General features: G+C 71.9%; 9 protein-coding genes. 8 read left to right on the forward strand and 1 reads right to left on the reverse strand.

The window, feature by feature from the left end:
• The first annotated feature begins 128 nt into the window (after nt 1-128).
• From ACWGI2_RS19435 to nudC, 6 genes are all read left to right on the forward strand, one after another.
• Entirely contained in the window at nt 129-605 is a 477-nt protein-coding gene (locus ACWGI2_RS19435) for an MGMT family protein (protein ID WP_453696506.1), read from the forward strand.
• Nucleotides 606-877: 272 nt separating this feature from the next.
• Nucleotides 878-4,660, forward strand: a complete 3,783-nt coding sequence (locus tag ACWGI2_RS19440; protein ID WP_453696774.1) for a UvrD-helicase domain-containing protein — start codon at nt 878-880, stop codon at nt 4,658-4,660.
• A 113-nt stretch (nt 4,661-4,773) separates the two neighbouring features.
• Nucleotides 4,774-5,478, forward strand: a complete 705-nt coding sequence (locus ACWGI2_RS19445; protein ID WP_453696507.1) for a hypothetical protein — start codon at nt 4,774-4,776, stop codon at nt 5,476-5,478.
• Nucleotides 5,479-5,560: 82 nt separating this feature from the next.
• Nucleotides 5,561-9,073, forward strand: coding sequence for a UvrD-helicase domain-containing protein (locus ACWGI2_RS19450; RefSeq protein ID WP_453696508.1), 3,513 nt, complete (start codon nt 5,561-5,563; stop codon nt 9,071-9,073).
• A gap of 10 nt (nt 9,074-9,083) precedes the next feature.
• A complete protein-coding gene (locus tag ACWGI2_RS19455; RefSeq protein ID WP_453696509.1) occupies nt 9,084-10,505 on the forward strand; it encodes a dipeptidase in 1,422 nt (473 codons plus the stop codon).
• A 58-nt stretch (nt 10,506-10,563) separates the two neighbouring features.
• Nucleotides 10,564-11,511, forward strand: a complete 948-nt coding sequence (nudC, locus tag ACWGI2_RS19460; protein ID WP_453397819.1) for an NAD(+) diphosphatase — start codon at nt 10,564-10,566, stop codon at nt 11,509-11,511.
• A 29-nt stretch (nt 11,512-11,540) separates the two neighbouring features.
• Here the strand turns inward: nudC and ACWGI2_RS19465 are convergent, their stop codons facing one another.
• Entirely contained in the window at nt 11,541-11,783 is a 243-nt protein-coding gene (locus ACWGI2_RS19465; protein ID WP_160507106.1) for a mycoredoxin, read from the reverse strand.
• Nucleotides 11,784-11,828: 45 nt separating this feature from the next.
• Here ACWGI2_RS19465 and ACWGI2_RS19470 point away from each other — a divergent pair, with 45 nt between their 5' ends.
• A complete protein-coding gene (locus tag ACWGI2_RS19470; protein WP_453696776.1) occupies nt 11,829-14,141 on the forward strand; it encodes an ATP-dependent DNA helicase UvrD2 in 2,313 nt (770 codons plus the stop codon).
• Nucleotides 14,142-14,308: 167 nt separating this feature from the next.
• Nucleotides 14,309-14,695: a hypothetical protein gene (locus ACWGI2_RS19475; protein ID WP_160507108.1), complete on the forward strand. Its 387-nt coding sequence runs from the start codon at nt 14,309-14,311 to the stop codon at nt 14,693-14,695.
• The last annotated feature ends 100 nt before the right edge of the window (nt 14,696-14,795 follow it).

Here is a 14,795-nt window from a genome sequence, read left to right on the forward strand (position 1 = left end):
CCGACAGAGGGGGGCATCAGGGTGCAATGCGGGGGCGCAAAGTGTTCACCGAGCTCCAGTTTGTCTCGTACCGCACACTCTGTCGCGGGCCGCTCACGGTGTCGGTGGGGTACGGCAGGATGGACCGGATGAGCGAGGAGAGCGGACCGGAGCAGGGGCTTCCGGAGTACCCGGAGTACGCGGAGCGGGTCCTGGAAGTCGCGGAGCTGATCCCTCCGGGGCGGGTGATGACGTACGGGGACGTCGCCGAGTGGCTGGAGGAGGGCGGCCCTCGGCAGGTCGGCCGGGTGATGGCCCTCTACGGGGGCGCGGTTCCGTGGTGGCGTGTGGTGCGCGCGGACGGCAGGCTGCTGCCGGGCCACGAGCTGCGGGCGCTCGGCCACTACCGCGCGGAGGCCACGCCGCTGCGGGAGGCGGGCCGCGCGTCCGAGGGACATGTGCCGCGCCTCGACATGCGGCGGGCGCGCTGGGACGGCACGGCAGCTGTCCACGACGCGGCGGGCGGCGGCGCGGCGGGCGGCGACGCGGGCAGCGGCGCGGCGGGCGGTGACGCGGCAGACAGTGGCGCGGCCGCTCACCCGCGTGCTCCGGAGGCTCACATCTGACAGCTTCGGCCATCCCGCGGAGTCGTGGAGGACCGGTGGCCCGTACGGGGGAAGCCACGCGTCCCGCACGCCCGCTGGCGTAGCGTCGACAGCACGCATTTCTCTCACCCCGCAGCCATCGCGCAGCTGATTTTCACCACGTACACCCACCAGGACCGGCGACCCACGTGAGCTCCACTTCTTCCGCCCGGCACACCCGGCACCCGTCGCACCAGCAGGTGCGACAGGGGTCCCAGGGCGCCTATCGACTGGTGCGTACACCGCCGGTCCGTGTGGATCCCCCTCGTCTTGACGCACGGCAGCGCGCGGTGGTTGACCACGCCGGGGGGCCGCTGCTCGTCCTGGCGGGGCCCGGCACGGGCAAGACGACGACGCTCGTGGAATCCGTCGCCGCGCGGATCGCGAAGGGCACGGAGCCGGAGCGGGTCCTGGTCCTCACCTTCAGCCGCAAGGCCGCGGTGGAACTGCGTGACCGCATGGCGCTGCGCATAGGAGCGGCCAACGCCCCGCAGGCGACGACCTTCCACTCCTTCTGTTACGCCCTCATCCGCGCCCACCAGGACGCGGACCTGTTCGTCGAGCCCCTCCGCCTCCTCTCCGGTCCCGAGCAGGACGTGGCCGTACGGGAGCTCCTCGCGGGCCAGATCGACCTGGCGGGCGAGGGACGCTCCCACGTCCGCTGGCCGGACGAGCTGCGCGCCTGCCTGACGACACGGGGCTTCGCCGACGAGGTGCGCGCGGTGCTCGCCCGGAGCCGTGAGCTGGGCCTCGGACCCGACGCCCTGGACGCCTTCGCCCGCCGCGCGGGGCGCCCGGACTGGGGCGCGGCGGCGGCGTTCCTCGCGGAGTACCTGGACGTACTCGACATGCAAGGAGTGCTCGACTACGCGGAACTGGTGCACCGCGCGGTGCTGCTCGCGCGGCGTCCCGAGGTCGCACGGGCGCTCGGCGCGCAGTACGACGCCGTGTTCGTGGACGAGTACCAGGACACGGATCCGGCGCAGGTACGGCTGCTGCACGCGCTGGCCGGGGGCGGGCGCTCCCTCGTCGCTTTCGGCGACCCGGACCAGTCGATCTACACCTTCCGGGGCGCCGACGTGAACGGCATCCTGGAGTTCCCCCACCGCTTCCCGCGCGCGGACGGCACCCCGGCGCCGGTCGAGGTCCTGACGACGTCCCGCAGGTCGGGAGCCGGTCTGCTGGCCGCCACGCGCCTGCTCACCCGCCGCATGCCGCTGACCAGGCTGCCCGCGGAGAAGGTACGGGCCCACCGGGAGCTGGCGGCGGTCAGGGACGGCGGCCGTGTGGAGACCTACACGTACCCCACTTCCGGCGCCGAGCTCGACAACATCGCGGACATCCTGCGCCGCGCGCACCTGGAGGACGGCGTCCCCTGGGGCGAGATGGCGGTCCTGGTCCGCGCGGGCGCCCACACGATCCCCGCGGTCCGCCGCAGCCTCACCGCGGCCGGCGTCCCCCTGGACATCGACGGCGACGACATCGCCCTCCGCCACGAGCCGGCGGTCACACCTTTGCTGACGGCGCTGCGGGCGGTGGCGACGGCGGTGGTGTCCGAGCTGTCGGCTGGTGGGGTGGAGTCCGAGGTTGGGGTGGAGGTCGAGTCCGAGGCTGGGGGCGTGGCCGAGTCCGAGGGCGGGGTCGTGGACGGCCCCGAGGCTGGGCGGCTCGCGGCTGGTGCCGGTGCTGGTGCCGAGTCCGGGGCCGATGCCGAGTCCGAATCCGAACTCGCGGCTCATCAGGTGCCCGAGTCTGAAGCTGGGCGTGATCCCGTGTCTGAGGCCGGGCAGGTCGCGGCCGGTGCCGGTGCCGGTGCCGGTGCCGGTGCCGGTGCCGATGGCGGTGCCCATGCCGAGTCCGAGTCCGAGTCCGAACCCGCGGCTCATCAGGTGCCCGAGCCTGAAGCCGGGCGTGATCCCGTGTTCGAGGCCGGGGGCGTGGTCAAGTCCGAGGCCGGGCGGCTCGCGGTCGATGTCGATGCCGAGCCCGAACCCGCGGCTCATCAGGTGCCCGAGCCTGAAGCTGGGCGTGACCCCGTCTCCGAGCCCGTGTCCGAGTCCGCGTCCGGCCTCGGCCCGGCGCCGGAGCCCGACGCGGGAGTTGTGGCCGGCCCCCTATCCGACTCCGACCCCGTACCCGAGCCCGAAGCCGTCGCCCCCACCGCCTGGCTCGACACCGAGACCGCGCTCACCCTCCTCACGTCCCCCCTCGCCGGCATGGACGCCGCCGATCTCCGGCGGCTCGGGCGGGCCCTTCGTGCGGAGGAGCGTGCCGCGGGGAACCATCTGCCGCCGCCCTCCGATGAGCTCCTTGCCCGTGCGCTGGCCGAGCCGGAGCGGCTCGTCGCGCATGATCCCGCGTACGCGCGAGGTGCCCAGCGGCTCGGTGCGCTGCTGCGCAAGGCCCGTGAGCGGCTCGCGGGCGGCGGCACCGCCGAGGAGGTGCTCTGGGAGCTGTGGGACGGCACACCGTGGCCACGCCGCCTGGAGCGGACCGCGCGCCGCGGAGGCGCCGCCGGGCGTAACGCGGACCGCGATCTCGACGCGGTCTGCGCCCTGTTCGCGTACGCCTCCCGCGCCGAGGAGCGCACCGGAGGGCGCGGCGCCCTCAACTTCCTGGAGGAGACCGAGGCGCAGGACATCGCCGCGGACACCCTCACGCGCAGGGCGGTGCGCCCGGACGCCGTACGCCTGATGACGGCGCACCGTTCCAAGGGCCTCGAGTGGCGGCTCGTGGTGATCGCGGGTGTCCAGGAGGGCCTCTGGCCCGACCTGCGCCGCCGCGGCTCCCTCCTGGAGGCCGACCGCATCGGAAGCGACGGCCTCGCTGAGCCCCTCACCCCCGGAGCGCTCCTCTCCGAAGAACGCCGGTTGTTCTACGTGGCCGCCACGCGCGCGCGTGAACGCCTCGTCGTCACCGCCGTCAAGGCGCCCGCGGACGACGGCGACCAGCCCTCCCGCTTCCTCACCGAACTCGGCGTCGAACCCAAGGACATAACGGGCCGCCCACGCCGCCCCCTCTCCGTCTCCGCGCTCGTCGCCGAACTGCGCTCCACCACCGTCGACCCCCGGGTGTCGGAGCCGCTGCGCGAGGCCGCCGCCCACCGCCTGGCCCGGCTCGCCGCGCTGAGCGACGCAGACGGGCGCCCGCTCGTGCCGTCCGCGCACCCGTACCGCTGGTGGGGCATGTACGAGCCGACGGCGAGCGAGGTCCCTCTGAGGGACCGCGACAAGCCCGTCGTCCTCTCCGGAAGCGCCCTGGACCAGCTCGCCAACACCTGTTCCCTGCAGTGGTTCCTGGGCCGCGAGGTGAAGGCGGACGCCCCGGCGACCGCCGCCCAGGGTTTCGGCAATGTGGTGCACGTCCTGGCCGACGAGGTCGCGTCCGGCAGGACACCTGCCGACCTCGCCGTCCTCATGGAGCGCCTCGACTCGGTCTGGGACGCGCTGGCCTTCGACGCCCCCTGGAAGTCGACGCAGGAGAAGGAGCACGCGCGCGTGGCGCTCGAACGCTTCCTCCAGTGGCATGTGATGGACCGCGCGACCCGCACCCCCGTCAGCAGCGAGCACGACTTCGACGTGACCCTCGAAGCGGGGCCCTACGAAGTACGCGTGCGCGGCTCCATGGACCGTGTCGAGCAGGACGCGCAAGGGCGCGCCTACGTAGTCGACTTCAAGACGGGCAAGCAGACGCCCACCGCCGCCGAAGTGGCGCGCCACCCGCAGCTCGCCGTCTACCAACTCGCCCTCCGCGAGGGCGCGGTCGACGACGCCTTCGAAGGCGTACGTCCGGAGGCGGGCGGCGCGGAGCTGGTGCAGCTGCGTCAGGGTGCCGCCAAGAAGGACGGCGGCGAGGCCCTCCCCAAGGTGCAGGCCCAGGAGCCGCTCGCCGGGGAGTGGGTGGGCGACCTGCTCGCCACTGCGGCGGGCAAGGTCCTCGACGAGCGCTTCTCGCCCACGACGGGCCAGCACTGCACGCACTGCGCCTTCCGCGCCTCATGCAGCGCCAAGCCGGAGGGCCGGCAGGTCGTGGAGTGACACCCGGGGCGGCGCCAGTGGCCAACGTCACCTCTCGCCGCTCGCGTTCATAGCAGCCGCACAGGCCATCTAAAGTCGCCGCAAAGCTCAACGTCTTTTGAGGAGAAACACACATGGCAGCCAACCGGAAGCTCCTGGCCGCGGCAGTCGTCTGCGCCGCCGCAGTCGTCGGCGTCACGGGCTGCAGCAAGGACGACGGCAACGACCCGTTCAAGGGGATGAGTGCCGACAAGATCGCCAAGAAGGCCATCGACGCCTCCAAGGGCGCGGGTTCCTTCAAGGTCTCCGGCAAGGGCGAGCAGCAGGGCAAGCCGATGCAGGTGGACTTCGCCGTCGCCAAGTCCGGCGACTGCCAGGGAAAGACCGGCTCCCCGACCACCGGCACGGGCGAGATCCTCGTCTCGGGTAAGTCCTCGTACTTCAAGGGCGACGACAAGTTCTGGAAGAGCACGGGCAGCTCCGCCCTCGGCGACAAGCTCAAGGGCCGCTGGATGAAGTCGCCGGACGGCCAGACGAACAAGACCTGCGACCGGGACCAGATGTTCGAGTCCAAGGAGCTCAAGGGCCTGAAGCGCGAGAAGGACGCCGAGGTCGACGGCAAGAAGACGGCCGTCCTCACCAAGAAGGACGGCGGCCAGACCCTCACGTACCACGTCGCTCTGGAGGGCAAGCCGTACTTCCTGCAGATCGACAAAAAGGGCGGCAAAGACCCCGTCGAGCTGACCTTCACTGACTACGGCAAGCCCGTCGTCGTCAAGGCTCCGCCGGCCGACCAGGTCGTCGAGCAGGACGACCTGAAGGACCTCATGGGCTCCTGACGGCCCGACCGTCGCTCGCGGCGGTGGCCACTGGCAGCCGGAGACGCCCCGATTGTCAGTGGCCGCCGCTAGCCTCTCTCACGTGCCACCTCGTATCACCGACCCCGAGCAGCTCAAAGAGCTCCTCGGCATCCCGTTCACCCCGGAGCAGACGGCCTGCATCACCGCGCCGCCCGCCCCGCAGGTGATCGTGGCCGGAGCCGGGTCGGGCAAGACGACGGTGATGGCGGCCCGCGTGGTGTGGCTGGTCGGCACCGGGCAGGTGGCTCCCGAGCAGGTCCTCGGCCTGACGTTCACGAACAAGGCGGCGGGTGAACTCGCCGAGCGGGTCCGCCAGGCGCTCATCAAGGCCGGGGTCACGGACCCCGAAGCGCTCGACCCGGACCACGCTCCGGGCGAGCCGGTCATCTCCACGTACCACGCCTTCGCGGGCCGCCTCCTGACCGACCACGGCCTGCGGATAGGGCTCGAACCCACCGCCAGGCTGCTCGCCGACGCCACCCGCTTCCAGCTCGCCGCACGCGTGCTGCGCGAGGCGCCGGGCCCGTATCCCGCGCTGACCCGTTCCTTCCCCGACCTCGTCAGCGACCTCCTCGCGCTCGACAGCGAGCTCGCGGAACACCTCGTACGGCCCGACAGGCTCCGCGCGTACGACACCGAGCTGCTGCACACCCTGGAGGGCGCGAAGCTCTCCAACGCCGACCTGCGCAAGGTGCCGGAGACGGCGGCGGCCCGGCTCGAACTGGCCGAGCTCGTCGGCCGCTACAGGGAAGCGAAGCGCTCCCGCGACCTCCTCGACTTCGGCGACCAGATCGCCCTCTCAGCGACGCTCGCCCGCACCCGCGCGGAGGTCGGCGAGATCCTGCGCGAGGAGTTCCGCGTCGTCCTGCTCGACGAGTATCAGGACACCTCGGTGGCCCAGCGCATCCTCCTGGCGGGCCTCTTCGGAGGCGGCACGGGCCACCCCGTGACGGCGGTCGGTGACCCCTGCCAGGCGATCTACGGCTGGCGCGGCGCCTCCGTGGCGAACCTGGACGACTTCCCCGAGCACTTCGCGCACGCCGACGGACGCCCCGCCGCCCGCCAGTCGCTCAGCGAGAACCGCCGCAGCGGCGGCCGCCTCCTGGACCTCGCGAACGGCCTCGCGGAGCCGCTGCGCGCGATGCACGCGGGCGTGGAGGCCCTGCGGCCCGCGCCCGGCGCCGAGCGCGACGGCATGGTCCGCTGCGCCCTGCTGCGCACGCACGCCGAGGAGATCGACTGGATGGCCGACTCCATCGCGCACCTCGTGCGCACCGGAAAGGCCCCCGGCGAGATCGCGGTCCTGTGCCGCACGGCGACGGACTTCGCGCAGATCCAGGGCGCCCTCGTCGCCCGCGACGTCCCTGTGGAGGTCGTCGGCCTCTCCGGGCTTCTGCACCTCCCGGAAGTCGCCGACCTGGTCGCCGTCTGCGAGGTGCTCCAGGACCCGGGTGCGAACGCCTCCCTGGTGCGCCTGTTGACCGGCCCGCGCTGGCGCATCGGCCCGCGCGACCTCGCCCTCCTGGGCCGCCGCGCACGCCTTCTCGTACGGCATGGGCACGCGGCCCCGGACGACGATCCGGACCGGCGTCTGGCCGAAGCGGTCGAGGGGGTCGACCCCGCCGAGGTGATATCGCTCGCGGACGCGCTCGACACGTTCCTGGAGACGCCGCTGGAGGAGGACACGGAGGACGACGGGCTGCCCTTCTCGCCGGAGGCAAGGGTGCGGTTCGCGCGCCTCGCGGCCGAACTGCGCGATCTGCGCCGCTCGCTCGCCGACCCGCTGATGGACGTGCTGCACCGGGTGCTCGCCGTCACGGGCCTTGAAGTCGAACTTTCCGCGTCACCGCACGCCCTCGCGGCCCGTCGCCGCGAGACGCTGTCGAACTTCCTGGACGTCGCCGCGTCCTTCGCCGCGAACGACAGCGGGGCGAGCCTGCTGGCCTTCCTCGCCTTCCTGAGGACGGCCGCGCAGTACGAGAAGGGCCTGGACAACGCCCTGCCCGGCGGCGAGAACACGGTCAAGGTGCTCACCGCCCACAAGTCGAAGGGCCTGGAGTGGGACGTCGTCGCCGTCCCCGGCCTGGTCACCGGGACGTTCCCCAGCACCCAGGGCCGCGAGAAGTGGACGGCCCAGGGCAAGGTCGTCCCGCACGCCCTGCGCGGCGACGCGGCGACCCTGCCCGACATCGAGGCGTGGGACTCCCGGTCCATGAAGGCGTTCCACGAGGACATGAAGGAGCACCAGCGCACGGAGGAGCTCCGCCTCGGCTATGTGACGTTCACCCGCCCCCGCTCGCTGCTCCTGGGCTCCGGCCACTGGTGGGGCCCTTCACAGAAGAAGCCGCGCGGCCCCTCGGACTTCCTCCGGGCGCTGTACGACCACTGCGCGGTGGGTCACGGGGAGATCGAGGCCTGGGCGGACGAACCGGAGGAGGGCGAGGAGAACCCCGCCCTGGCGGAGGCCGCCGCCGAGCACGCGTGGCCGCTCCCGCTGGACGACACGGCCCTGGCCCGCCGCCGGGCCGCCGCGCGGACGGTCCTCACTCAGCTGGACCGCCTGACGGGGGAGGGGCCACCGGACACACCGGACGACGCCCGCTCGCACGAAGAGCCCCACCCGTCGGCGTACGACGACGTGCCCCCGGCCGAGGACCCAGACTGGCCGCCCCCTCCGGAGGACGAAGAACCGCCCTACGGAGAAGCCGGGTTGCCCGAGGCCGCCCCCGAGGACTGGGACTCCTGGACATCGGCCCGCCCGACGATCCCGCACCAGGCGACCCCCCACCCGGAGGAGACCCACCCCACCCCGGAGGAGACCCGTCTCACCCCGGAGGAAGCCCGCACGCTCGCCTCCTGGGACCGTGACCTGGACGCCCTCACCGGCGAACTCCTGCGCGCCCGCGAGGCGATCAGGGACATCCCCGTCCCCGCCTCCCTCACCGCATCCGAAGTACTGCGCCTTGCAGCCGACCCGGAGGGCTTCGCGCAGGAGCTCGCGCGCCCCATGCCCCGCCCGCCGCAGCCCGCGGCCCGGCGCGGCACCCGCTTCCACGCCTGGGTGGAGACCCGCTTCGAGGAACTGCGCCTCCCGCTGCTCGCCCCCGACGACCTGCCGGGCGGCGCCCCCGGAGAGGCCGAGATCGCCGACGAACGCGACCTGGACGCACTGAAGGAAGCCTTCGAGCGCACCGAGTACGCCCACCGCACTCCGCACCGCGTCGAGGTGCCCTTCCAGCTGACGCTCGCGGGCCGAGTCGTCCGCGGCCGGATCGACGCCGTCTACAAGGAGGTCGACGGCGACGACGTGACGTACGAGATCGTCGACTGGAAGACCAGCCGCACCCGCACCGCCGACCCCCTCCAGCTCGCCGTCTACCGCCTGGCCTGGGCCGAGCTGCACGACGTGCCACCGGAGTCCGTGAAAGCGGCGTTCCTGTACGTCCGCAGCGGCGAGACCTCCCGCCCCGCGCACCTGCCGGGCCGGGCCGAACTGGAGCGGATCCTGCTCGAGGAACCGGGCGGGCAGTCGGGTGACGAACCACCGGACGGATCGGCTCCCGGGGGCGGCTAGGCTCGTGACCATGAGCCAGTCCGTTGACAGTGACGTCAGTGGCGTCAGCGCCGTCCGTACGTACATCCAGACCCACCGTGCCGCCTTCCTCGACGATCTCGCCGAGTGGCTGCGCATCCCGTCAGTGTCGGCACAGCCCGACCACGCACCGGACGTGCGGCGCAGCGCGGACTGGCTCGCGGCCCAGCTCAAGGAGACCGGCTTCCCGACCGTCGAGGTCTGGGAGACGGCGGGCGCTCCCGCCGTCTTCGCCGAGTGGCACTCCGGGGACCCCGAGGCCCCCACGGTCCTCGTCTACGGCCATCACGACGTGCAGCCCGCGGCCCGCGAGGACGGCTGGCACACGGACCCCTTCGAGCCCGTCGTCCAGGGCAACCGCCTCTACGCGCGCGGTGCCGCCGACGACAAGGGCCAGGTGTTCTTCCACACACTCGGCGTCCGCGCCCACCTCGCCGCCACCGGCCGCACCGCCCCCGCGGTGAACCTGAAGCTCCTGATCGAGGGCGAGGAGGAGTCGGGGTCCCCGCACTTCCGCGCGCTGATCGAGGAGCACAGCGAGCGCATAGCGGCCGACGCGGTGATCGTCTCGGACACCGGGATGTGGGCGGAGGACACCCCCACGGTCTGCACCGGCATGCGCGGCCTCGCCGACTGCGAGATCGAGCTGCGCGGTCCCGACCAGGACATCCACTCGGGCTCCTTCGGCGGCGCCGTCCCGAACCCGGCGACCGCTGCCGCCCGTCTCGTCGCCGCGCTGCACGACGAGCACGCGCGCGTGGCCGTACCGGGCTTCTACGAAGGCATCACCGAACTCACCGACCGCGAGCGCGACCTCTTCGCCGAGCTGCCCTTCGACGAGGAGCGCTGGCTGCGTACGGCCAAGTCGCACGCGACGTACGGAGAAGCGGGCCACACCACCCTGGAGCGCATCTGGGCCCGCCCCACCGCCGAGGTCAACGGCATCGGAGGCGGCTATCAAGGACCGGGCGGCAAGACGATCGTCCCCTCGTCAGCCTTCCTGAAGCTCTCCTTCCGGCTCGTCGCGGGCCAGGACCCGGACCGCGTAGAGGAGGCCGTACGCACCTGGGTCGCCGACCAGCTGCCGGCCGGGATCAGCCACACGATCACCTTCGGCGCCGCCACGCGCCCGTGCCTGACGCCGCTCGACCACCCCGCCCTGCAGTCCGTCGTACGGGCGATGGGTCAGGCCTTCGAGCAGCCGATCCGCTTCACCCGAGAGGGCGGTTCGGGACCGGCGGCCGACCTCCAGGACGTGCTCGCCGCCCCCGTGCTCTTCCTGGGCATCTCCGTGCCGTCAGACGGCTGGCACGCGCCGAACGAGAAGGTCGAACTCGATCTGCTCCTCAAGGGAGTCGAGACGACGGCCTACCTGTGGGGCGATCTCGCCGAGCACTGGCGCGATGCACACTGAGACCCGCCTTGTCGACCTTGCTGAACCACCCATTCCATCGGGGGAGTTGGAAGCACCTGTGACCACCTGGACCGACCGCACCGCTGACCGTCCCGTCTCGCTCACCGCGCCGAGCGGCATCGATCGCGCGGCCCACCACCGCCTCGACGAGGCCTGGCTCGCCGCCGCCTGGAGCCACCCCACGACACGGGTCTTCGTGGTCTCCGGCGGACAGGTGCTCATCGACGAGACACCGGACGGCAGCACCGAACTGGTGATGACCCCGTCCTTCGAGGCGCCCCTCACCGAGGCCCACCGCTACTTCCTGGGCACGGACGACGACGGCGTCAGCTACTTCGCGCTGCAGAAGGACTCCCTGCCCGGCCGCATGGACCAGCAGGCGCGCCCCGCGGGCCTGCGCGAGGCGGGCCTCCTCCTGTCGCCCCGCGACGCGGGCCTGATGGTCCACGCCGTCGCCCTGGAGAACTGGCAGCGCCTGCACCGCTTCTGCTCGCGCTGCGGCGAGCGCACGGTCATCGCGGCGGCCGGCCACATCCGCCGCTGCCAGGCGTGCGGCGCCGAGCACTACCCGCGTACGGATCCGGCCGTGATCATGCTCGTGACGGACGACCAGGACCGCGCGCTCCTCGGCCGCCAGGTGCACTGGCCCGAGGGCCGCTTCTCGACGCTCGCGGGCTTCGTGGAGCCGGGCGAGTCCATCGAGACGTCGGTGCGGCGCGAGGTGTGGGAGGAGGCCGGTGTCATGATCGGCGACGTCGAATACGTCGCGAGCCAGCCCTGGCCGTTCCCCTCCAGCCTGATGCTGGGCTTCATGGCCGCGGCCACGTCGTCGGAGATCAACGTGGACGGCGAGGAGATCTCCGAGGCCCGATGGTTCTCCCGGGAAGACCTGCGGGCCGCATTCGAGTCCGGGGAGGTCCTGCCTCCCTACGGGATCTCGATTGCGGCCCGACTGATCGAGCTCTGGTACGGCAAGCCCCTGCCGAAGCCGGGCACCGTCGGCTAGGGGCCTGACGTCAGGTCAGGCCCGGCCGCTCAGGCGGCCAGCTTCTGCTTCACCTGGGCCAGCGACGGGTTCGTCAGCGTCGAGCCGTCAGGGAAGAGAACGGTGGGAACCGTCTGGTTTCCGCCGTTCGCCTTCTCGACGAAGGCCGCGGAGTCCGGGTCGTGCTCAATGTTGATCTCGTTGTACGTGATGCCCTCGCGGTCCATCTGGCCCTTGAGCCGGCGGCAGTAGCCGCACCACGTGGTGCTGTACATCGTCACAGTGCCCGGCATGTGTCTCGCGCTCCTTTGTAGCTCGGGGTGCGTCATCGCAATGACCTGAACGTACGTGACCCGGCCACCATTCCCGCATTAGTACGACCGCACCGGCCTCCCTGTGGACAACCGGCTCACGCGCCTCCGGCGACCTGGCAGCATGGCGGGGTGACAGCAGCAACGCACTCCACCCTCTTCCCGCAGGTCCCGGACTCTGCCGACGCGGTGCTCGCCGGGCTCGACCCCGAGCAGCGCGAGGTGGCCACCGCCCTGCACGGGCCGGTGTGCGTCCTGGCAGGCGCGGGCACGGGCAAGACACGGGCGATCACGCACCGGATCGCCTATGGCGTGCGCGCAGGGATCCTCCAGCCCGCCAGCGTGCTCGCCGTCACGTTCACCAACCGCGCGGCGGGCGAGATGCGCGGCCGTCTGCGCCAGCTCGGCGCCTCCGGGGTCCAGGCGCGCACGTTCCACTCCGCGGCCCTGCGCCAGCTCCAGTTCTTCTGGCCGAAAGCGGTCGGCGGCCAGCTGCCCCGGATCGTCGACCGCAAGATCAAGCTCGTCGCCGACGCGGCGGCCGCATCGCGCATCCGCCTCGACCGCAATGAACTGCGCGACGTGACGAGCGAGATCGAGTGGTCCAAGGTCACCCAGACCGTCCCCGCCGACTATGCGGCCGCCGCCGCGAAGTCGGGCCGCCTCATCCCCCGGGACGCGGCGGAGATCGCCCAGATCTACGGTGCGTATGAAGACCTCAAGCGCGACCGCTCCGTCATCGACTTCGAAGACGTCCTGCTCCTGGCCGTCGGCATCCTCCAGGATCGCCACGACATCGCCGACCAGGTCCGCGCCCAGTACCAGCACTTCGTGGTCGACGAATATCAGGACGTCAGCCCGCTCCAGCAGCGCCTCCTGGAGCTGTGGCTCGGCGACCGCGACAGCCTCTGCGTCGTCGGCGACGCCAGCCAGACGATCTACTCCTTCACCGGCGCGACCCCCGACCACCTGCTGAACTTCCGCACCCGCCACCCCGGGGCGACGGTCGTCAAGCTCGTCAGGGACTACCGCTCCACACCCCAGGTCGTCCACCTCGCCAACGGCCTGCTCTCCCAGGCCCGCGGCCGCGCCGCGGACCACCGCCTCGAACTGATCTCCCAGCGCGACGCCGGGGCCGAACCGGTCTATACGGAGTACGCGGACGAGCCCGCCGAGGCCGAAGGCGCCGCCCGCCGCATCCGTGCCCTCATCGCCGACGGCGTACCGGCGAGCGAGATCGCGGTCCTGTTCCGCACGAACTCCCAGTCCGAGATCTACGAACAGGCCCTCGCCGACGCCGGAGTGCCCTATCAGCTGCGGGGCGCCGAGCGGTTCTTCGAGCGCACCGAGGTCAGGGAGGCGGGCGCCGCGCTGCGCGGCGCGGCACGCTTCGGGGGTAACGACTCCCTGCTCGACGACGTCGTCGACCTCCCCTCGCAGGTGCGGGCCGTCCTTTCTACGAAGGGCTGGACGACACAGCCCCCGGCCGGCTCCGGCGCGGCCCGCGACCGCTGGGAGTCCCTGGCGGCCCTGGTGCGCCTCGCGGAGGACTTCGAGCGGGCCAAGCCGGACGCGACGCTCTCCGACCTCGTGGGGGAGCTCGACGAGCGCGCGAGCGCCCAGCACGCGCCGACCGTCGAGGGCGTCACCCTCGCCTCGCTGCACGCAGCCAAGGGCCTGGAGTGGGACGCCGTCTTCCTGGTCGGCCTCGCCGAGGGCATGATGCCGATCACGTACGCCAAGACCGACGAGCAGGTGGAGGAAGAGCGCCGCCTCTTGTACGTGGGCGTCACCCGGGCCCGTGTGCACCTCTCCCTCTCCTGGGCACTGTCGCGTTCGCCGGGCGGTCGCGCGGGACGCCGGCCCAGCCGCTTCCTGGACGGGCTGCGGCCGGGCTCGGGGGCGGGCACCGGAGCGCGCGCCGCGGGCGGCGGACCCGGCGGCGTCGAGCGCGGCAGCGGCGGCGAGGAGAGCGGCGGCGCCAGGAGCCGCCGGAGGACGAGCAGGTCCCCGGCCCGGTGCCGGGTCTGCGGGCGGACCCTGACCGACGCGGGCGAGATGAAGCTCATGCGGTGCGAGGACTGCCCGTCCGACATGGACGAAGGGCTCTACGAACGACTGCGGGAGTGGCGCTCGGGCCAGGCGGAGCTCCTTGGACAGCCCGCGTACTGCGTGTTCACGGACAAGACCTTGATCGCCATCGCGGAGGCCGCACCCGACGAAGAGGGCGAGCTGGCCCGGATCCCGGGCGTCGGCGTGCGCAAGCTCAACCGCTTCGGATCTGATGTCCTCGCTATTTGTGCAGGTGAGGAGCGTGTAAGGGGCGCCGATGGCAACTGATTCAAACTCGTCGAAAAAATAGTTTGCGCATGCGCAAGGAAGACCCATAGGTTCTTAAGCACGGGAACGGCGGCTTCTCCGAAGCCCTGGCCTCGTGCTGTACTTAATAGTCCGCCCGCAGGATCGGTTCCGGCCGATCCCATAGACGCCGAGAGGAGGCGATTCCAGTGATCAGCATCAACGAGAGCTTCATCAGCACCGCGAAAATGACCGATCGCTCGGTCGTCGCTTCCTGCCTGCTCGGCTTCTCGAACCTGGGCACCGGTCTGTCCGGTGGCATCGCTGCCGCCGCCATCCGTCCGGAGTCCTCTGTCCTGCCTCTGTTCCCGCGCGCCGCCAGCACCGCTCTCAACGTGCTTCCGATGCGTGAGGTCAATGAAGGCAGCGAGCGAGCGACCAAGGCACCGGAAGCAGTAGCGACGGCACAGGCGCAGGCCTATGCCTTTGCCGCAGCCGGTGCCGGATCCAAGAAGCAGACGACGCAGCACCAGACGCAGCAGCACCACACGATGTGGGCCTTCCGTGGGCTCGAACCCTGGAGTGATCCAGTCTGATCCTCGATCAGACCGGCGCCTTCAGGGCCGCGGAACCCCACCCGGGATCCGCGGCCCTTCTGTTTTCCCCAAAACGGGATGACGGAGCGAAGGGGCCGAG

The organism is Streptomyces sp. NPDC054866 (assembly GCF_053610745.1).

Coding starts and splice junctions, on each gene's coding strand:
- ACWGI2_RS19435 (WP_453696506.1), top strand. CDS start 129: ATGAGCGAGGAGAGCGGACCGGAGCAGGGGCTTCCGGAGTACCCGGAG.
- ACWGI2_RS19445 (WP_453696507.1), top strand. CDS start 4,774: ATGGCAGCCAACCGGAAGCTCCTGGCCGCGGCAGTCGTCTGCGCCGCC.
- ACWGI2_RS19455 (WP_453696509.1), top strand. CDS start 9,084: ATGAGCCAGTCCGTTGACAGTGACGTCAGTGGCGTCAGCGCCGTCCGT.
- ACWGI2_RS19465 (WP_160507106.1), bottom strand. CDS start 11,783: ATGCCGGGCACTGTGACGATGTACAGCACCACGTGGTGCGGCTACTGC.